The organism is Candidatus Hydrogenedentota bacterium, assembly GCA_018005585.1.
Lineage (GTDB): Bacteria > Hydrogenedentota > Hydrogenedentia > Hydrogenedentales > JAGMZX01 > JAGMZX01.
On record JAGMZX010000019.1, the window covers coordinates 38186 to 57858 of the forward strand.

A 19673-nucleotide genomic window follows, 5' to 3' on the forward strand; every position below is an offset into this window, starting at 1 on the left:
TCCGAAGGGCACGTCGGCGGCGATGGCAAGACGCGCATACTCGTCTCGGCAGACGGTGAGACCTGGCGGAGCGCCACGCTGCTCGAAGAAGCCGGCATCGACCTGCGCGACCCGAAACTCTGCGTCACGCCCGACGGGCGCCTCATGTGTGTGATGGGCGGGTCGGTCTATCGCGGCAAGGACTTCTTGGGCCGTCAGCCGCGCGTTTCCTTTTCGGCGGACGGCCTTGACTGGAGCGCGCCCGAGCGCATCCTGGAAGAAGGCGATTGGCTCTGGCGCGTAACCTGGCACAAGAACCGCGCGTACGGTATCACCTACAAGCTCTTCGAGAAGAACCAGCCGGAACGCATCCTCGAACTGATGACCAGCGAGGATGGCATCCGTTTTGAGCGCATCGCGTTCCTGAATGTGCCGGACAAGCCGAACGAGACGACACTCCGGTTTCTTGACGATGACCGGATGGTTGCGCTGGTCCGCCGCGAAGGTGGCGACACCGCCGGCTGGATTGGCGTGAGCGCGCCGCCGTATACACAATGGGACTGGAAACAGACGGCGTACCGGCTTGGGGGCCCGAACTTTATCCAGACGCCGGACGGCCGTTTCTGGGCGGGCACGCGCTACTACGGCAAGGAAACGGGCATGGTGCTGTGCCGAATGACGCTCGACGGGCTCGAACCGGCGCTGCTCCTGCCGAGCGGCGGCGATTGCAGCTATCCCGGCATGGTGTGGCACGACGGCCTGCTCTGGATGAGCTATTACGCTTCACACGAGGGCAAGTCGGCGATATACTTGGCGAAGATGCGCCTGCCATAGCGGAAACGTGGGAGACACGCAATGTTCAAAGCACGCACGTTCTTCTTTTTAGCCGCGGCTGTGTTGGTTACGGTGATTGCGATGGCGGAGGAGACGCCCGTCTACCCGGACGAGCCCTCCGGCGCCTATCTGCGCGACTGGCTTGTGTGCGGGCCAATACCCACAGGCGGCCCGCAGCCGCAGGCTGGCGAGGTGTTCCATCTGGCAGGGTTCCAGACCGATTACCTGGCCGCGGCGGGCGGCGAGGCGGCGGCCACACCGAAGTCCGGCGACAAAGTCGCCTTTGACGGCGGTGAGGCGCTGTGGAAGGGGTGGCGTTCCGGCGAGGATTGCGTCCAATTGGACCAGGCGCTGGGCAACAGCGAGAATGTCCTGGGTTATGCCTACGCCGAGATTACCTCCGCGAAGACGCATGCGGTGGCGTGCGCGCTTGGTACGAATGACGGCGGGCGCATGTGGGTCAACGACGAATGCGTGTGGGATTCTCCCGCGCCGCGGGGGCTGCGGGCGGACGACGAGATTGTGCCGGTCTTGCTGCGCGAGGGCCGGAACCGCGTCCTGTTGAAAATTGAGGAACGCGGCAATCTCTGGGGATTCTGCTGCCGGTTCCTGCCGCTGAGCGCCGATTTGCTGGACAAGCGGTTCCGCATCTTCCGCGTAACGATGGAGGAGGGCGGTGCGCCGGCGCTCGAGTTCCAGCGCGGCGAGGCCTTGGCAAAGGCGCTCCTTGAGCGCGCCCGCTTGCGGGTCAGCCCGGCGAACGCGCCCGCGGAGACGGTCTGGGAGGGCGACTGGTCCGGCCGGTACAAGATGTCCCTGCCGGTTGACGCCGCGGCCTACGGCGCATATGTCCTGCACATCGATGCGACGCTGGCTGGCGGATTGCAGCACTCCATGGAAATGCCCTTTACGGCGGGGGTGCCCGTGGAATACACGCTTTTTGAGAAAGGACAGAGCAACTACGCGATTGTCGTGGGCGTGGACGCGTCGCCATCGGAACAATGGGCGGCACAGGAACTCCGGCATTGGTTGCGCGAGGTGAGCGGCGCGGAGTTGCCCATGCGCGACGACGCGGGGCCGCTTGCGGGACCTGCGATTGTCGTCGGTTTCAACCGCGTCTCAGCGCAACTGCCCGGCGCCGATATGACGCCGCCCGCCGATGGCGACGAGTCGTTCCTATATCGCAACGCGGGTGAAAACATCGTGATCGCCGGCGGAAAACAGCGCGGCACGATGTACGGCGTGATGACGTTCCTCGAGCGGGAACTGGGCGTGCGCTGGTATACGCCGCGCGTGACCGTCGCGCCGAAGAAGGACAGCTGCCGCTTCCGTATCCTGCGCCACCGCGAGAAGCCGGGCATTCGCGTGCGCAATGACTTCTACTTCGAAGCCTTCGATCCCATGTGGGCCGCGCATAATAAGGTCAACGGCGCCATGAGCTATCGCGAACAACCGGGCGGTGTCGAATGTTACTGGTCGGTACACACCTTTTTCCCGCTCATGCCCCCACAGGAGTTCTATGCGGAACACCCCGAATACTACAGCCTGGTCGACGGCCAGCGCGTGGCCGACCGGGCGCAACTGTGCCTTACGAATCCTGATGTGTTGCGCATCCTCACCGGACGCCTGCTCGACGTCATACGAAAGAATCCCCAGTATCTGATCTATTCCGTTTCGCAGAACGACTGGGCGAATCCGTGCCAGTGCGAAAGCTGCCAGGCAATTGCCCGGCGCGAGGAGAGCGAATCGGGGCCCGTGGTCTGGTTCGTAAACCAGGTGGCCGAGGCGGTGGAAAAGGAATTCCCAGACAAATTCGTGGGGACGCTTGCGTATCAATACACGCGCAAACCTCCAAAAACAATTGAACCAAGACAAAACGTTGTCATCCGCCTATGCAGCATTGAATGTTGTTTCGCCCACGATTTCAACTCCTGTCCGGAGAACGGCTCGTTCATCACTGACTTGCGCGGCTGGGCCGCCATTGCCCCGCACATGTACATCTGGGACTATGTCGTCAATTTCAGCCACTACACGATGCCGTATCCCAATTTCCGGGTGCTCCAGCCGAATATCCAAACCTTCCGCGACAACAACGCCATCGGGATCATGGAACAGGCGGCGTATCAGAGCCGGGGAGGCGAATGCGCGGAATTGCGCGCGTACCTGATTGCCAAGCTGCTCTGGGACCCCGAGTGCGACGTGAATGCCGTGATTGATGATTTCATGTACGGGTACTACGGGCGGTCCGGTCAGTATGTCCGGCAGTATTTCGATGCGTTGCACAACCGGCTGACGCCGAATACGCACATTCATCTTGGGCTGCGTCCGGACGACCCCCTCTTCAGCGATGAATTCGTGCGCGAATCGGAGGCGCTCTTCGACCGCGCTGAGACAGTGGCGGACACGGAGGAAATCCGGCAACGGGTGGAGATGGCGCGCCTGCCGGTCATGTATCTGAAGTGCAAACGCGCACCGGTACAGGCGCGGATTGACGGCACCTACGCGCGATTCTGCGAGATTGTGGCGCGCGAGGGGGTGACGCTCTATGCCGAGGCGGGCCAGGCCCACAAGGAGGCGTTTCACCAGGAGGTGGAGAACGCCCGGTGAGCGCGAACCGGCCCGAGGTTTGTATTCTGGCTGCGGACATCGCTATCTTGGAGATGCGGGATGTCGGGGTCTGAGAAAGTGGTTGGCATGGTGGTCGTCAAGCTGTTTTACGGGAGTTCCACGGGCAACACGCGCCACGTGGCGTACCTGATTAAGACGGTTCTGGGCAACCTCATCCAGGAAGTCCGGGATATCGCCGAATCCTCGCCGGAAGACCTGCGCAGTGCGGATTTGCTTATCCTTGGCGTCTCGACCTGGGAACAGGGCGGATTACAGCGTGACTGGGCGGACTTCCTCCCTCATTTCGAGGAAATTGACCTCCATGGGAAGAAGGTGGCGCTGTTCGGGCTGGGCGACGCGCATGCGTTCTCCGGGCTCTTCGTGCATGCGCTTCGGACGCTTCACGACAAAGTGAAAGAACGCGGGGCGGAGGTGATCGGAGCATGGCCGACGGACGGATATTCGTTCGAATACTCGGCCGCGGCGGACAAGGGGTACTTTGCCGGCCTCGTCATCGACGAGGACAATCAGAGCGACATGACCGTCAAGCGTGTTGCGGACTGGGCGGCGCTGATCAAGCCGCACATAACGGGAAAGCAACACAGGGACGACGAAACGTTCGGTTGACAGGAAGAGCAAGCCCCCGACGTTCCCATGGCTATTGACTTCGGGGGCGCAGTCGTTTCTTGGGTCAACGCTTACTCGATGTAAGCGTTCAGGATGTTTTCGAGCATTTCCTGACGGCCGGAGGCGGTCTTGGGCTCGCCGCGCTTGAGGGTATAGGCCTCGCAGGTTTCGAACGTTGCCCCGCCCTTCTCGATGTCCGCGCCGATGCCCTTGTTCCAGCCGGCGTACCGCTGCGCGATGAATTTCTCGAACGGCTTGTCCTTGAGCAGCTTCGCGGCGGCCTTCAGTCCGCGCGCGAAAGCGTCCATCGCCCCCACATGAGCGTGGAACAAGTCCGCCGGGTCCGTGGATTGACGGCGCAGCTTGGCATCGAAATTCAGGCCGCCCGTCGTGAACCCGCCGCCCTTGAGGATGTAGTACATGGCCAGCGCCGTGTCGTAGATGTTCGTCGGGAACTGGTCCGTGTCCCAACCGAGTAATTCATCGCCGCGATTCGCATCGACCGAGCCCAGGATGCCGTTCGCCACGCAGAACGCCAGTTCGTGGATAAACGAATGCCCCGCCAGTGTCGCGTGGTTCGCCTCGATGTTCAGCTTGAATGAATCCACCAGCCCATACCGCTGCAAAAACGCGAAACAACTGCCCGCATCGAAATCGTATTGGTGTTTCGTTGGTTCTTTCGGCTTGGGCTCGATGTAGAACTGACCCTTGAACTTGATCTGCTTCTTGTAATCCACGGCCATGTTCAGGAACAAGCCCAGATGATCGAGTTCGCGCTTCAGGTCCGTATTCAACAGCGTGTCGTACCCTTCGCGGCCGCCCCAGAATACGTAGCCCGCGCCGTCAAGCTGCTTCGTAATCTCGAGCGCTTTCTTCACCTTGGTGGCGGCATAGGCGAACACGTCGGGCGAGGGGTTGGTCGCGGCGCCCGCCATGAACCGCGGATGCGAGAACAGGTTGCAGGTGCCCCAAAGCAGACGCACGCCGGTGTCGTCCTGCAGCGCTTCAGCCAATTTCACGATCTTGTCAAGACGCTTGTTCGTCTCCGCGAGAGTATCCGCTTCCGGCGCGATGTCCGTGTCGTGAAAACACCAGAAACCGGCGCCCAGCTTCGTGAAGAACTCGAAGGCGGCGTGCATCGTCTGCTCGGCAACCGTCATCGGGTCGCTGCCGCGGTTGTACGCGCGCAGCATGGTCGATCCGCCGAACATATCGCCGCCGAGGCCCTTGAACGTGTGCCAATAGCACACCGCGAAACGCAGGTGCTCGGCCATCGTCTTGCCCAGCACCTTTTCTTTAGGGTTGTAATGTTTGAACGCGAGCGGGTTCCTGGAATCCGGGCCTTCGTATTTGACTGCCTTTACTTCAGGGAAATACTCGGGCATGAAAGGTACTCCTTCGCGGAAGCGCGGTTAACTCAACGGCCGGATGCGGATATTCCGATAATCGAGCCGCGACCCGTGATTCTGTAGACCGATGAACCCGCTGGTGCGTTTCAAGCCCGGATGGTCGGCCAGTTTGTCCATGTGCTCGCTCAGGTCGCCTTCAACGATGGCGCAGCCATTCAGCCAGACGCTGACCTGCATGCCCTCGCAACGGATACGCATCTTCTGCCAGGTATTCGCGGGCAGCGTGACGCGGCGCGACGGCGCGATGGTGGCGTAGACGCTGCCGCAATACTGCCACGGCTTCAGTTCGGTGTACTCGGAGCCGTAGTCGTCGAGCACCTGGACCTCGCTGCCTTCGAAGGCGGGGTTGCCGTCGCGCGGCGCGCGGATGAACACGCCGCTGTTTCCGTTTTCGGGCACGCGAAACTCAAGCTCCAATTCGAAATCGCTGAACTCTTCCGTGGTGGAGAGCCAGCCGCAGCCTTCCGCGCCGTCCGTGTACAACTGGCCGTCTTCGACCTTCCAGCAGGGGTGGTCGCCACCGACCTGTTCCCAGCCGGTCAGGTCACGCCCGTTGAACAGGTCGCGCCAGCCTTCACCCCGCGGGATTTCGCGGATGAACACGTTCTTGAACCAGAGCGGGGCATTATGGTGCTGCAGCTCAATCTGCCCGCTCGGGTAGATGGGCTTGCCGCGGTCCCAGTAGTTCTCCATCACCACGTTGTCCACGACGAGCCGGCCGTTCAGGTATACGGTGACGCGCTCCCCAATCATGATGACGCGGAACCGGTTCCACTCGCCGATGGGCCGGTCCGCGCACACAAGCGGGTCTTTGGGGTTCTGCTCATTGTTGTACAGGCCGCCGGAGCCCTGGGGCCACCGGGCCGGGTCCCAAATCTGCACCTGTGGCGATCCGCGCAAGTAGATGCCGCTGTCGCCTTCGGGGCCGATCTTCCAGTCCACGAGCATTTCAAAATCTTCGTAGTCGCGCGCCGTGCACAGGCTGTTGCCCTCGCCGTCGTAGGCGAGCGCGCCGTCCACAACCTTCCAGTGATCGCGCATCTGCTGGTCCGCCGTTGCCTGCGCTGCGGCCAGATCCTCCGGCGGCATCTGCGCGCGCTTTTCCGGGTCTTCCACGAGGCCTTTCCAGCCGGTCAGGTCCACGCCGTTGAAGAGCTGCACGAAGCCCTTGGGCGGCGTATTGTCGGGTGCGCCGAGCAATTCGGCGAGCGTGGGTTCGATGGCGCGCGCCCAGCGCCAGTAGCCTTCCTCGCTCAGATGCAGCAGGTCCGGCATGATGTCCTTCGTCAATTCGCCCTGGTCCGTCAGGAACCAGCCGCCGATGTCGAGGAAGTGAACCATTTGCCCGTCGGCCAGCCCAGCCAGCGTCGCGTTTGCCTGCGCGAGCTTGTCGCGGATTTCCTGGGGCCGGTCCCCGCGCGGGAAGATGGCCAGCAGCAGGACCTTGGTGTCCGGCAGGGTCGTGCGCAGTTTCTCGACGATGGCCGTTACGCCATCCGCAATCTCGGGCGCCGAACTCTGCTCCCAGTTGTTCGTGCCGATCATGATTACCGCCGCCTTCGGTGCAATACCCGCGATGTTTCCGTTGTCGAGCCGCCAGAGCACGTGTTGCGTGCGGTCGCCGCTGATACCGAGATTCACGGCGTTGCGGTCGCCGTAGTACGCGTCCCACACGGGCTGGCCCGCGCCTTCCCAGCCTTGCGTGATTGAGTCGCCGATGAAGATGAGGTCCACATTGCCTTGCCTCACGCGCTCATTCATCGACTCGAACCGCTTTGTCCACCAGTCGTCCGTGCGCGGCTCCGGCGATACGGCCGGGTGCGCGCCAAGCTGCACGGCAGCCCGGGCGGATGGCATGGCAACGAATACCGAGACCAGAAAGAACGCAAGCAGAATGACATAGAGACTCGAACGTAATGTGCGCCGCATGGTCCTACTCCCTGTCTTTTGATTACCATCCCCAACTTCCGAGGTAACGGAAGGCGCAAGTGTACCCGATCGCACGTTCAAAGCTCACCTTTTCGGCGGGAGCGGCAATCTGCTCAAGGACATGCGCCTGCCACGCCAGTGAAAGGACTGCCGGGCGGGATTGCGCAGGTTGCGTCGCCGTTGTCAGCGTCTGTGATGCCTGCCGGCGCGGCCAGACCATCGGCGAGGAGATACACCTTCGTGCGCTGTTTTGCTCCTGTTGCGAGGCAAGGGACCAGAAGCAAAAGGGAAGGGAGGGCAAACGACCGCAATTCGACGGGGGGGCGTCAAATCACTCGCGCGTCATTAATATCGGGGCTCTGTCGGCGCTATGCCCGAATGAGAGCGGAATACAGTCAGCGGATTTGCAGTTCCGCGGGCCGTGCGGGGGCCTCGCCGACCATACGGTCGTCGATGGTGCTGAAGAGGTCGGAGATATTGCTGATGGTTGTTACGTCCTGGCGATTTCCGCCGCCGAAGCCGCCATAACCACCGCCGAACCCGGCCGGCCCGGCGAATCCGCCGCCATAGCCTGGTCCCGCGCCGGCGCCTCCCGCGTAAGCGCCGTACCCGCCCCCGTATCCGCCGCCGTATCTGCCGCCGTACCCATAGTCCTGCCCGCCGCCGTATATGCCCTGATGGCGCAGGATAATCTTGGGCAATGTGCCCGAAAAGCCCGGATTCAGGGCAAAACCGTGCGTCTGGACGGCGCGCCCGGATTCGCGGCGCAGCCTTTCCGGAGTGGAAATGTACAAATGATTGCCCGCGGCGCGATAATCCAGGTTCCGCTGCCGCAACACGGCTCGCAACGCCTCGCCGAGGGGAATGTTGTGCAAGGAGGAATGGCCCGCTGTAAAGTCCGTGGCATACGCGGGGTCTACAGGCGTTTCGGCAGCGTCTTGCGTGGTGGCCCGGCCCGATGCGCGGAGAGTCTTGATGACGGGCTCATCGGATGCGGGCGCAACGGGGCCCGGTTCCGCCGCGGGATGCGAGGGCTCTTCCCACGCCGGCGGAAGCAGGGCTGGATTTGCTTCCTGACGGGCCTCTTTCCACCGGCGGCGCAGTGCTTCCCGCGCCGCACTGTCCGGGGAGAAGGTAATATCCGCCGGGGCGATGCCGGCCTTGCGTGCATTAAGCACCTCGCCGGTGTCCGGAAGCAGGACGTAGTACATGGAAGCGCCTTCCTCAATGAAGACGTTCCCGTGGGCGACGCCGTTGAGAACGATACTGTCGGCGAACGCGGCCAAGGCCGTCAAGTTAGCCGCGGCGAACAACGCAAAACAACGCATTCTTGTCCTCCCTACGCAGTTGCGCCTCTACGGGGCACACGCTATTATCTGAAACACATGCGCGCATGCGCCTTATTCAAGGATACGACGGTGGGTGAATTTCGTCAAGTCATCAAGGATGTGCTCCGCAACGTCGAGACAGTCATCCTCGACAAGACGGAGGTCGTAAAGGCAGCCATTTCTGCGTTCCTGGCGGGCGGCCATGTCCTGCTCGAAGACGTCCCCGGCGTGGCGAAAACCATGCTCGTGCGGGCGCTGGCCGTTTCGAGCGGCTGCTCCTTCACGCGCATCCAATGCACACCGGACCTTCTTCCCACGGACGTGACCGGCGTGTCGGTCTTTAACCCGGACACCCGGCAATTCGAGTTCCGGAAAGGCCCCATTTTCACGCAGGTGGTCGTGGCGGACGAAATCAACCGCGCTACGCCGCGCACGCAGTCGGCCCTGCTCGAAGCCATGGCCGAAGGACAAGTGTCCGTCGATGGCCGGACGTACAAGCTCCAGGCGCCGTTCACCGTATTCGCGACGCAAAACCCGGTCGAGCATGAGGGCACGTTTCCGCTGCCCGAAGCCCAACTCGACCGCTTCATGATGCGCCTTTCCATCGGCTATCCGAACATCATTGCGGAAGCGCAATTGCTGGAGACCACACGGCTCAGTCACCCCATCGATGCGTTGCGGATGGTGACGGACGCCGAGACAATCGCCCGGATGCAGCTTTCCGTGCGCGAGATCTTTGTCCATGAGAAGATTAGAGACTACATCCTGCGGCTGGTCCACCGCACGCGCGATTCGACGCACCTGACCCTGGGCGCGAGCCCGCGCGCGGCCATGATGCTGTTTCGCGTGGCGCAGGCCTATGCCGCCGTGCAGGGACGGGGCTATGCCATTCCGGACGACATCAAGGTGCTGGCCGGGCCGGTCCTGTTGCACCGGCTCATCCTGAATCCTGAGAGCCGTTTGCGGCGGGTAACTGCGCAGAGTGTCCTGCATGATATACTTCAAGAGGTGGCCGTGCCCGCCGGCCGCGCCAGTTGGCGCGAATAGACGGCGGGGCGGGAAACTGCGCTGCGTCCGGTCTCTTGGCCTGTAACGGGCATGTGCGGAATGGTTTACTTGATCTTGTCGATAGGATACGGCATATTGTGTGGGTGTGGCGAATTGACCTACGATATATGGTGGTTCCGTGGGGGCCATGATACATGATTTCGCTGTTTAGGAAAAAAGCGCCCGTTGCGCACGAGCATGGGCACGCGCACAAGCATAAGCAGGGTACGCCCGGCGCCTTGGAGGAAGAGTCGCAGTTTGAACTCACTCATGTCGGCCCCTACGAGATTGTTGCGCCCATCGGCTCGGGGGGCATGGGGACCGTGTACAAGGCGATAGACCGGTCCAAGGACCAGACGATCGCGATCAAGGTGCTGGACCGCCGCTATGACGTGGACCGGAAGAGCCGGAAACGGGACTACCTGGGGCGGGAAATCCTCATCGCGGCGTCGTTGAATCATCCCAATATTATCAGGATGCACAAGGAACTGGTGGTGCAGGAGGACAACTACGGCCGCAAGCGGCGCTGTCTCTTGATGGAATACATTGACGGTCACAACCTGAAGAAACATATTGTGGACCGCGACCTGAGCATGGAACAGATGATGCAGATCTGCATCGAGCTATGTCACGGGCTGGATTTCCTGCATCAGCACAAGATCATCCACCGGGACATCAAGCCGGGGAACTTCTTGTTCTCCCGCGACGGCAAGCAGGTTAAAATCGTGGACTTCGGGCTCTCGAAGTCGAGTGCATCGTGGCGCATGCGATGGATGAAAGAGACGGGCGGAACGCGGCTCTACATGTCCCCCGAACAACTCGCAAAGAAGCCGCTGGACGAACGGTCGGACATCTTTTCGTTCGGCATCACCATGTATGAGTTGTTCACCGGCCGGCATCCCTGCAACGGAAACGACCCGCGGATCATGCAGCGGCAATTGCGCGACCCGCGGTTCCGTTTCGACCCGCCCTCAAAATTCAACCCGGAGATTTCGCCGGCCCTGGACCGCATTGTGTTAAAGGCATTGCGCCGGAAGCCGGAAGATCGCTATCAATCGGTAACGGAGATACTGCTGGACATGTCCCGGATGTCGGAATCGCGAATCTAGCACCATGAACAAGCGAAAACTCACATTCAAGAAGAAAGTGCGGAAGAACGAGTCAGGCCCTTCGCTCACGCAGATTGTGCTTATCTTGAGCGCGGTGTGTGCCGTGTTTCTGGGCGGTTACCGGCTTCTCGGAACGCGGCCGCAGGAAGAGGCTGAGGCAGCGGCATATACGGACCTTGATAAGGCGCGCGAACTTGCCGCGGTGCAGGACTTCGCGGGGGCGCGGCCGCTGCTGGAGCGAATCGTCGAAAAGGCGGACGATCCCGCCGTAACTCCGGAAGCACTGCTGCTTCTGGCGGATATTGAAGCCGCCGCCGGCGAAAAGGAAGCGGCGTTGGCTCATCTGGAGCGCGCCGCGACGCAATACGCGGGCAGCCGCGCGCAACCGACGGCGGCTCTGCGCTACGCGCGCTTGCTCGACGAGATGGGGCGTACCCCGGAGGCCCGCGCGCTATACGATGACGTGCGGCGGAACACCGCGCCCGAAATTCGCGCAGCCGCCTTGGTTGGACTGGGCAGGGACCTGGAACGTCAGGGACAATTGGTGGCGGCGCGCGACCAGTATGCACAAGCCGTCCGCGACGCCAAGTGGAGCGGTCCCGAATGCATGGAAGCGCTCGATGCGCTTGGGCGCCTGAATGTGGCGCTCATCTTCTCCACCGTCCAAACGCCGGAGAGCAAGACGTATGACGTGCAGCCTGGCGACAGCCTGACTTCCATCGGGATTAAATTGAATACGACGCAGGGGCTGCTCTGCCGCGCAAACAACCTGGACGAAACCAGCACGCTGCGTCCCGGACAGCCGCTGAAGTACACGCCGAAGGATTTCCGCATCGTGATCGAGCGGTCCACTCGTCGTCTGTACCTGCTCGACATGGACGGGGTCTTTCGTTGTTACTCGGTCGGGCTGGGCATGCCCGGCCATGAAACCACGCTGGGGAAATACAAGATCGGCACGAAAGAGAAGGACCCGGTCTGGCACAAAGCGGGGTCGGAGCCCATTCCCGCAGGCGATCCTCGCAATGAGCTTGGTACGCGCTGGATGCCGCTGGTCCCGATTGAAGAGGGATTGCCAACCGACTTGGGGATTCACGGAACGATAGCGCCGGATACGATAGGGCAGTACTCTTCCCATGGGTGCGCGCGGATGCACAAAGAGGACGTCGAGGAATTGTACGACTTGGTGGTGCGTTCGACACCGGTCGAAATCGTGGATGTGTTCGAACCTGGGCATATTGAGACGGGGCAGGGTTGAAGACGCGCGCTCTGCGGGACTGAATCCGCGGAGTGCGTTCTTAAATCGGGAATTTCCAGTGGCGGACTTGCAGGATAGAACACCGTTGACCTCGCGCCTCAGGGCATCGCATTCGGGCCTCGATTTCACGCAGGCGCCCTTTGTGCCGATTGTGGACTACGCGGCCTTTCGCCTCGTGGCAGGGGAGATGGCGCGAACGGCGGCCGGCGAGCGCGCTGGCGAAGTGGTTGCGGTGGTTGACGGGCACACGGCCGGCCGGGTTGACACGGTCGAAGAGCTGCGGCGCAGCGCGGCCAGGGTGCTGCACTATGGTGAGCCGCCGCCTTCCTGGTCCCGCGCCGAGAACGTGGTGGTATTGCCCGTGAGCGGGGAGTTTGGCGAGGGAGATCGAGTGCTCGCGGTTGTTTCGGAACAGCTTGCCCTGCTTGCCTTGGGAACGCATACCGAAAGCGCGGAAGAGGAAAAGGGACTCTTTCAGGGAGCGTGGACGGCCCACCGGGGCGCCGTGGCGCGTGTGTTGGCCGCATTGCCGGGTTGCGAGGCGGATATTGCGCGCGCTCAGTCCGTGGAAACGTCCACGAACGTCGCATTGCGGCTCATGGCGCTTCAGACAACCCTGCTCGCCTCACGCCAGCGCGACATCGCAATGGATAAGGATGACCTCTTCGCGGTCCTGAATATCCTCAAGGCGATGTCGGCCAAACGCAGCGCTCATGACATCCTGTATGTCTTCGTCGAGCATATCGCGCGCGTGGTGACGTCCGACCGCTGCTCGGTCGTGCGCGTGTGGGGCGGTGAGTTCCGCGGCCAGGTGCTCGCCTCCCACGAGGACGAAAGCCTCAGGAACCACGACATCGAGCTCTGCAAGTATCCGGAACTGGAGCACGTGCTCAGGACCGGGGAAAAGATAATCATCAACGACGTGCGCCGTCACCCCTTGATGAAAGAATGCGCCGAGGGCTTGGAACGCGCCAGGATTCGCTCTCTGCTGGTGCTCCCCATCGTGCTATATGACCGTAATGTGGGCTCGCTCCTGCTGCGCGCGGCGCGCAGCCAGGGCACGTTTACGCTGCGCGAGATCAGCTTCTTTGAAATCGTGGCGGAGGCCGCTTCGAATGCGCTTGAGCGCGCCGAGTTGTTCGACCGCATCCAGAAGGCAAATGAACGGTTGGAAGTCCTGGCCGTTACCGACGGCCTCACGGGCCTCTTCAACCACCGCAGTTTCCGCAACCGCCTGTCCGAGGAAGTTGACCGCGCGTTGCGCTATCGCATTCCCCTTTCCTGTATGATTTTCGACGTGGACAACTTCAAGCAAGTGAATGACACGTATGGCCATCTCGTGGGCGACGGCATTCTCTGCGAGATCGCCAAACGCACCAGCCGCACGGTGCGCCGCAGCGATATTGTGGCGCGCTACGGTGGCGAGGAGTTTGTCGTGATCATGCCGCAAACCGGCGCCGATGGCGCTTGCGCGCAGGCGGAGCGCCTCCGTGAGGAGATGGCTTCGCGCCCCTTCGAAGGCGTTCCTGGCGGCATCCCCGTAACGGTGAGCATTGGTGTCGCCATGCTGGACGGCGATATGGTGATGGATTGCGAGGGCCTGATTGTCCAGGCGGACAAGGCTCTTTATGCGGCCAAGCGGCAGGGCAAGAATCGCGTGGTGTTCGCTGCGCAGGATGGCCGCGCATAGCGGAGTGTGCAGGCGGATTTCAGGAGATGACACGAATGCGAAATGCACTACGAAGACTCGGAAATGTGAGCATGGTGGCGACGCCGGCCCTGGCTGTTGCGCTGGTACTGTGCTGCTGCGCGGGCTGCAAATCGGTGGTCAATCCGTTCGGGCAGATGCGGCCGGACTACCGGGAGCTCCCGGTGGACGCCATGCGCGCGCTCGCGCTCGAGATTGAGACCGCCGTGCAGGCAGGCGACCGCGACGCGCAGATCGCCGACCGGGAAGGCCTTGTCTTGAACGAAACCGTGCGAGCCGCCATACGGACGCGGGCCGCGCGCAGCGCGCTGGTCACGGTTCTTCTGGATTCCGGTTATGCCTTCGAGAGTGGCGGCGGCTTGGTCGAGATCATCCGGAGCAAGGAGTACAAGCAAAACACGACAGGCCGCGACCGCGACCGGAATGCCATATTGGTCATGGGCGAGAACGAAGACCGCTGGACCATCTTTGAAGGGATCATGGACGCGAGCAGCTTGCCGCCGCGCACGCGGGGCGCCGTTCAGGAGATTTTCCATGATGCGCGGGTGCAGACCATGCCCGCGGGCCAGTTATATGAGGATGCGTCTGGCGCGCGTCAGGCAAAACAGTAAACACCCCCTTGCGCGCCGCCCGCACCCGGCGCGGCGCCGCCCGACGCCGCGCGGGAACATTGACTCAAACGAAGCCGTTGTATCTATTTGTCGAGGGGCAGCACCCAGACGTTGCGGAACCGCACTTCGTTGCCATGGTTCTGCAGCATGAGCGGGCCGAGCGCAGCTTCCTTGCCGTCGATGCCGCCGGGCGTCGGGTGCGGCAGTGTCATGTTGTTGTAGAGCGTCTGACCGTTCTGCACTACGGTGATGACGGCATCCGCGGTTTTCTTGCCCGCGGCGTCGAACTTCGGCGCGCGGAACGTGATGTCGTAGGTCTGCCATTCGCCCGGAGGCAGGCACGCGCCCGCGGGCGGCACGGCGATGCTGTAGATCGCGCCGCAGGTGCCCGCGCCCGGCGCGTCGGCGAAACTGTCAAGGACTTGCACTTCATAGCGCCCATGCACGTACACGCCGCTGTTGCCCCGCGCCTGGCCGCTTTGGTCCGGCATGTAAGGGCACAGGAACTCGACATGCACCTGCGCGTCGCCGTATTCGTGCTTACTGGTGTATGTGTTGCCGCCGATGCGCATTTCGCCGTTTGCGAAGTTGCCCGGCTCCGCTTTCCACGCGTCCTCGCCAGTTCCCTCGCCGAGCAGCACGACCGCGCCTTCCGGCGGCGCCTGGCCCAGTGTCGGCGGCGTCTTGACGACCCGTTTCATCGCGAAACGCGCTGCCGCGCCCGAGCCGGGCAGCAGTTCGCCCTGCATCTCGCCGTTGCGCGCCTGCGCCCAGGCGGCGAATTTGCCCAACATGCCCAGGTCGACCTCGCCCGCAAACACCGCGGCGTCACCGCGCGAAAGTCCCGCCAATTCCACCGCCTGCAAGTCGCCGATGTAGATCAGCGCCCGGTACGTGTTGCCGGGCTGGCCGATGACCTCCGCGCGCAGCACGAACTTGTTCCAGTCACCGCCCGAAAAGGCGCCCTCCCAATTGCCCTGGATGCCCTGGTTGGCGAATGCTGGGGTCATGCCAATCATCAATACTGCGATGGCCAGACGGACGTGCTTCAACATGGGTCGTGTCCTTCTTCTTGGCGCACATCATGTGCGGCGAACCGTGCCTCCTTCCGCGATATTGGCCGCCAGTCTACCATAAACCGCGGTGTAACGTGCTCTTTTCCCCGGGTTTGCGGAAGAAGCCGCGCTGATGCGTTGTTTCCCATGAAAAACGGCGCTGTGCGGCAGTACAATCAGGAAAATGCGCCTTGTGAACTATATTGTGGACATATTCGTGGGAAGCTGGCGGGTCGCGGCTGAAATGGCCCCGTATCTGCTCTTCGGCTTTCTAGTCGCTGGGGTTTTGTCCGTGCTCGTGTCACCGGCCTGGGTCGAACGCCACCTGGGTGGACGCGGTCTGTTGCCCGTCGTGAAGAGCGTGCTCTTGGGCGTGCCGCTGCCACTGTGCTCATGTGGCGTCATCGCGGTGAGCGCGTCCATTCGGAAGCACGGCGCGAGCCGCGGCGCAACAGCCGGGTTCCTGCTGGCGACGCCGCAAACGGGCGTTGATTCGATCCTGGCCACGTGGGGCATGCTCGGGCCGGTTTTCGGTGTCTTTCGTCCGCTGGTCGCCATGATAACGGGCGTCATAGGCGGCGTTCTCGTGGATGTCTTGGACCGCGACGCCGCACCAAAGCGTCATGACACGAAATTGGCGGGCGCAGGCGCGGCCTGCCCCGCGGAACCGAAGCAGGGCGCGCTCCGCCGCATACTCGCCTACGGGCTGGTCACGTTGCCCCGCGACATCGCGCGCCCGCTGCTCATCGGCATTCTGATTGCCGCGTTGATAGGCGTGTTGCTGCCGCCGGGATTCCTGAACCGTTACGTCGGCGGCGGCATCCTGGCCATGCTCGTCATGGTCGCCGTCGGCATCCCGCTCTACGTATGTTCCACCGCGTCGATCCCGCTTGCGCTCGGCTTCATGCACCTTGGTGCGTCGCCTGGCGCGGCGCTGGCGTTCCTCATCGCCGGGCCCGCGACGAACGCCGCAACCATCGCCATCGTCTGGAAGGTCCTGGGTCGGCGCACGGGCCTCATCTATCTCGGCACGGTCGCGTTCGGCGCATTGTTCGCGGGGCTCGCGCTCGATTTCCTTTACCAGCATTTCGAAATGCCTGTGCGGCACATGGGCCTGCACGAGCATGAGATGACCCTCGGCTGGGTCAGCCATGGCAGCGCCGTGTTCCTGATGCTCGTGCTCGTCTGGAGCCTCGCGCCGTGGCGGCGCTGGGTCCATGGCGCCGCGCCTGTTCCCACTTCCGGAGAGGGAGCCGCCATGGATACCGTAACGCTCATTATTTCCGGCATGACATGCAGCCACTGCACAAGCGCCGTGCTGCGCGGCCTCAGCGCCGCCGCGGGCGTGTCAGGCGTACAAGTCGACCTCGGCCGCGGCCGCGCCGTCGTCACGGGCGATCAGGTTGACGGCGAAGCGCTGTGCCGCATCGTGCGCGACCTCGGCTATCACGCGGAACTGGCCGACTGATTGAAAACCGGGCCGTCTGTTTGACTCTTAACAATGCGCTCCTTATAATCTCTCACGCGGCGGGGAAATACCCGCGCGCTTTTCCGGGGCTGTAGCTCAGTTGGGAGAGCGCTTGACTGGCAGTCAAGAGGTCGACGGTTCGATCCCGTTCAGCTCCACCATTTTACTTTCACTCGAAATTCTCTGTCCGTAAAACCTTGGTGGTGTGCGGGTCCATCACAATGGATCGCACACCGCCCTTTATTTACGGGCTTCTTTCGATGTGCCCTCCTCAAAACCGTGCCGTTTTCAACGTGCCCCGGATCACACATTTTTCCCTTCCTGAACCGCGATCCGTCTCTTTTCTCTCGCCTTTTCTCTGTTTCAACGTGTCCACCCCCTTCGGCGACCCCTTGTTGCGATACAACGACTTACGAACACGGTCTTCGTTTCCCGAGTCGGCTTCGCATCGAGTAGGGTTTTCGTGCAGAAAATCTATCAGCCCCTTGCGTCTCCGAGATATTCCGCATCAAGCCCCGCATCCGCTTCACGGACGTTTCCTGTCAGAATCGTGTCGTCGTGGCCGCCGAGGACTTCCGCCTACTCGTTACAATTTCGTATTATTCAGCGACTGCCTCTCGCAAACTGCTAATGTCGCGTAGAGGCGGCTGGCCGAAAAGGCGATTGTACTCGCGGCTGAACTGGGAGGGGCTTTCGTAACCAACTTGGTACGCCGCGGCCGCTGCTTCCAAATGTTCCACAAGCATCAAGCGTCTCGCTTCATTGAGTCGCATAAACTTCTGGAACTGCAGAGGGCTCATGGCCGTTAAAGCCCGAAAGTGATGGTGGAAGGTCGAGGTGCTCATGTTGACATATGCCGCCAGATCGTCAACATGAAGGGGTTTGCTGAAATTACCTTTCAGCCAGTCAACTGCACGTGAAATCTGATGGCTCTGGGTTCCCGCAGCTGCAATCTGTCGCAAGCGCAGGCCTTGCTCTCCCACGAGCAGGCGGTAGAGGATTTCCCGTTGGATGAGTGGAGCAAGAACAGGAATGCTGTCAGGCTCATCAAGCAGATCGATTAGCCTGTGGAAGGCGTGGAGCAAGGGCAACGAAACTTTGCTGACGGCTATTCCTCGGCTCGCCTGTTGCGCCTTTGGCAGCGGAAGACTACTGTCCACCATCAATTGCGCCATCGCCCGCTGGTCAAGCTCCAGTCTCAGCCCAAGATACGGCTTCTCTCTGCTTGCCTCAGTAATCTCCACTATCACAGGAAGGCCCAGCGAAGTGACCAGGTATTGGTGCGCATCATAAATATATACTTCTTCTCCCAACACGACTCGTTTGCTGCCTTGTGCAATCAGGCAGACGTTCGGCCCCAGCATATAGCTGACCGGCTCCGTGGGCGCTTCATGTTGAAAGAGAAAGAGCGCAGGGATTGCGGTAGCGCCGTCTTCCGTCCGCTCGGCCCATCGTGCAATTCGCGCAGCCAACCCCAACCGCATGGCCTCTATTGCTGTTTCCTGTGCTTCCACAACAATTTGTCTGGAAACTTGCGAAGTATTACGCTTGGACATTGAAATTCCCTCCACTCTTAATGTTGTTAATTTTAGCATGAATTCCGTGCTCTCTGGCAACGGCGAACGAAATTCCGGAGAATTAGGCAAGAATCAGGCAGGATTGGTCTATCACGTCCCGGCCCCACGCGAGTATCATTATCGTAAGAGCCAAACAAAACAAAGAATACAATCATGAAAGGAGAAATCATGCGCTCGATTATTGTGACCAAGACTGGTGGGCCGGAGGTGCTTGAACTCAGAGACACGCCAATACCCGATATTGATGATGACCTGGTGCTGGTTCGGGTCAAGGCAGCCGGTATCAACTATGCCGACATCATGCAACGCATGGGACTGTATCCGAACGGGCCGCAGCCTCCGTTTCCGGCAGGTTTCGAGATTGCCGGCGTCGTCGAGAAAGTCGGTGCGAACGCCCACAACTGGCAGGTGGGCGATGCGGTGATGGGCCTGTGCAGCGGGGGATACAGCGACTTCGTCGTCGCTGACCCGCGCGGCCTGATGCGCAAACCCGAGTCGGTCGATTTCATCCACGCCGCCGGCATCCCGTGCCAGTACCTGACCGCCTACCACGTCCTGTTGACGCTGGGGCGGCTGACCTCCGGCCAGACCGTGCTGATTCAAGCCGCCGCAGGCGGGCTGGGGACCGTGCTGGTGCAAATCGCGCGCAATTCCGGCGCCACTGTGATCGGCACGTGCGGCACGGACCAGAAAATTGGCCTTCTCCGCCAGCTTAAATGCGACCATCCCGTCAACTACAGCACGCAGGATTTTGAAGAAGAAGTCCGGCGCATTACGGGCGGCTGCGGGTGTGACCTCGTCATCGAATCCGTGGGCGGCCAGATATTCGAGAAGAGCCTGCGGTGCATCAAGACTCGCGGACACATGGTCGTCGTCGGGGCCGCATCCGGAGTCCCCGGGGGCGTCTGCGTGCTTGGCAACTGCATAACGGTTTCAGGTTTCAACCTTATGGTTTACCTGACCGACGAGCCCGCCATGGCCAATGCGCACCGCGGTTTGCTCCAGTGGCTGACAGACGGCGCACTGGAAATCGTCGTCAACCATGTCCTGCCGTTGGAGCGCGCCGCAGAGGCCCAACAACTGATCGCCGAACGGAAAACGACCGGGAAGGTCGTGCTGAGAGTGGAGGA

15 protein-coding genes and 1 tRNA gene are annotated in these 19673 nt (G+C 61.7%); 11 read left to right on the forward strand and 5 right to left on the reverse strand.

The features are described from left to right. The 3 genes from KA184_05185 to KA184_05195 all read left to right on the forward strand — a co-directional run. A partial coding sequence (locus KA184_05185; protein MBP8128954.1) for an exo-alpha-sialidase occupies positions 1-813 on the forward strand: 813 nt, incomplete at its 5' end. A gap of 21 nt (positions 814-834) precedes the next feature. After that, complete coding sequence (locus KA184_05190; GenBank protein MBP8128955.1) at positions 835-3420, forward strand: DUF4838 domain-containing protein; 2586 nt, start codon at positions 835-837, stop codon at positions 3418-3420. A gap of 87 nt (positions 3421-3507) precedes the next feature. Then, complete coding sequence (locus KA184_05195) at positions 3508-4047, forward strand: flavodoxin (GenBank protein ID MBP8128956.1); 540 nt, start codon at positions 3508-3510, stop codon at positions 4045-4047. Positions 4048-4118: 71 nt separating this feature from the next. Here the strand turns inward: KA184_05195 and xylA are convergent, their stop codons facing one another. The 3 genes from xylA to KA184_05210 form a co-directional block, all read right to left on the reverse strand. Continuing rightward, positions 4119-5432 (reverse strand): xylose isomerase, encoded by a 1314-nt coding sequence (xylA, locus tag KA184_05200; protein ID MBP8128957.1) that lies wholly within the window; start codon positions 5430-5432, stop codon positions 4119-4121. Between the two features lie 27 nt (positions 5433-5459). Continuing rightward, complete coding sequence (locus KA184_05205; protein ID MBP8128958.1) at positions 5460-7385, reverse strand: DUF1080 domain-containing protein; 1926 nt, start codon at positions 7383-7385, stop codon at positions 5460-5462. A 395-nt stretch (positions 7386-7780) separates the two neighbouring features. Then, on the reverse strand, positions 7781-8713 hold the full coding sequence (locus tag KA184_05210; protein MBP8128959.1) for an STN domain-containing protein: 933 nt from the start codon (positions 8711-8713) through the stop codon (positions 7781-7783). Between the two features lie 57 nt (positions 8714-8770). Between KA184_05210 and KA184_05215 the strand changes: the two genes are divergently transcribed. The 5 genes from KA184_05215 (at position 8771) to KA184_05235 (ending at position 14443) form a co-directional block, all read left to right on the forward strand. Continuing rightward, a complete protein-coding gene (locus tag KA184_05215; protein ID MBP8128960.1) occupies positions 8771-9760 on the forward strand; it encodes an AAA family ATPase in 990 nt (329 codons plus the stop codon). Positions 9761-9915: 155 nt separating this feature from the next. Beyond that, entirely contained in the window at positions 9916-10869 is a 954-nt protein-coding gene (locus tag KA184_05220) for a serine/threonine protein kinase (GenBank protein ID MBP8128961.1), read from the forward strand. Between the two features lie 4 nt (positions 10870-10873). Beyond that, positions 10874-12124, forward strand: a complete 1251-nt coding sequence (locus KA184_05225) for a tetratricopeptide repeat protein (protein MBP8128962.1) — start codon at positions 10874-10876, stop codon at positions 12122-12124. Between the two features lie 58 nt (positions 12125-12182). After that, complete coding sequence (locus tag KA184_05230; protein ID MBP8128963.1) at positions 12183-13814, forward strand: sensor domain-containing diguanylate cyclase; 1632 nt, start codon at positions 12183-12185, stop codon at positions 13812-13814. Between the two features lie 35 nt (positions 13815-13849). After that, positions 13850-14443, forward strand: coding sequence for a hypothetical protein (locus tag KA184_05235; protein MBP8128964.1), 594 nt, complete (start codon positions 13850-13852; stop codon positions 14441-14443). Positions 14444-14526: 83 nt separating this feature from the next. Here KA184_05235 and KA184_05240 read toward each other — a convergent pair whose 3' ends face one another. Then, positions 14527-15498 (reverse strand): DUF1080 domain-containing protein, encoded by a 972-nt coding sequence (locus KA184_05240; GenBank protein MBP8128965.1) that lies wholly within the window; start codon positions 15496-15498, stop codon positions 14527-14529. Positions 15499-15691: 193 nt separating this feature from the next. Between KA184_05240 and KA184_05245 the strand changes: the two genes are divergently transcribed. After that, positions 15692-16966, forward strand: coding sequence for a permease (locus KA184_05245; GenBank protein MBP8128966.1), 1275 nt, complete (start codon positions 15692-15694; stop codon positions 16964-16966). 85 nt (positions 16967-17051) lie between these two features. Beyond that, positions 17052-17127: transfer RNA gene (locus KA184_05250), tRNA-Ala, on the forward strand. A gap of 438 nt (positions 17128-17565) precedes the next feature. Here the strand turns inward: KA184_05250 and KA184_05255 are convergent. Next, positions 17566-18450 carry an AraC family transcriptional regulator gene (locus KA184_05255; GenBank protein MBP8128967.1) on the reverse strand — a complete coding sequence of 295 codons (885 nt, stop codon included), beginning with the start codon at positions 18448-18450 and terminating at the stop codon, positions 17566-17568. 246 nt (positions 18451-18696) lie between these two features. Here KA184_05255 and KA184_05260 point away from each other — a divergent pair. Beyond that, the coding region (locus KA184_05260; protein MBP8128968.1) for an NADPH:quinone oxidoreductase family protein at positions 18697-19673 on the forward strand (977 nt) is incomplete at its 3' end.

What these genes read in the sequence shown, in the direction of transcription:
- KA184_05190 (MBP8128955.1), top strand. Translation starts at nt 835, where the DNA reads ATGTTCAAAGCACGCACGTTCTTCTTTTTAGCCGCGGCTGTGTTGGTT.
- KA184_05195 (MBP8128956.1), top strand. Translation starts at nt 3,508, where the DNA reads ATGGTGGTCGTCAAGCTGTTTTACGGGAGTTCCACGGGCAACACGCGC.
- xylA (MBP8128957.1), bottom strand. Translation starts at nt 5,432, where the DNA reads ATGCCCGAGTATTTCCCTGAAGTAAAGGCAGTCAAATACGAAGGCCCG.
- KA184_05205 (MBP8128958.1), bottom strand. Translation starts at nt 7,385, where the DNA reads ATGCGGCGCACATTACGTTCGAGTCTCTATGTCATTCTGCTTGCGTTC.
- KA184_05210 (MBP8128959.1), bottom strand. Translation starts at nt 8,713, where the DNA reads ATGCGTTGTTTTGCGTTGTTCGCCGCGGCTAACTTGACGGCCTTGGCC.
- KA184_05215 (MBP8128960.1), top strand. Translation starts at nt 8,771, where the DNA reads ATGCGCGCATGCGCCTTATTCAAGGATACGACGGTGGGTGAATTTCGT.
- KA184_05220 (MBP8128961.1), top strand. Translation starts at nt 9,916, where the DNA reads ATGATTTCGCTGTTTAGGAAAAAAGCGCCCGTTGCGCACGAGCATGGG.
- KA184_05225 (MBP8128962.1), top strand. Translation starts at nt 10,874, where the DNA reads ATGAACAAGCGAAAACTCACATTCAAGAAGAAAGTGCGGAAGAACGAG.
- KA184_05235 (MBP8128964.1), top strand. Translation starts at nt 13,850, where the DNA reads ATGCGAAATGCACTACGAAGACTCGGAAATGTGAGCATGGTGGCGACG.
- KA184_05240 (MBP8128965.1), bottom strand. Translation starts at nt 15,498, where the DNA reads ATGTTGAAGCACGTCCGTCTGGCCATCGCAGTATTGATGATTGGCATG.
- KA184_05255 (MBP8128967.1), bottom strand. Translation starts at nt 18,450, where the DNA reads ATGCGGTTGGGGTTGGCTGCGCGAATTGCACGATGGGCCGAGCGGACG.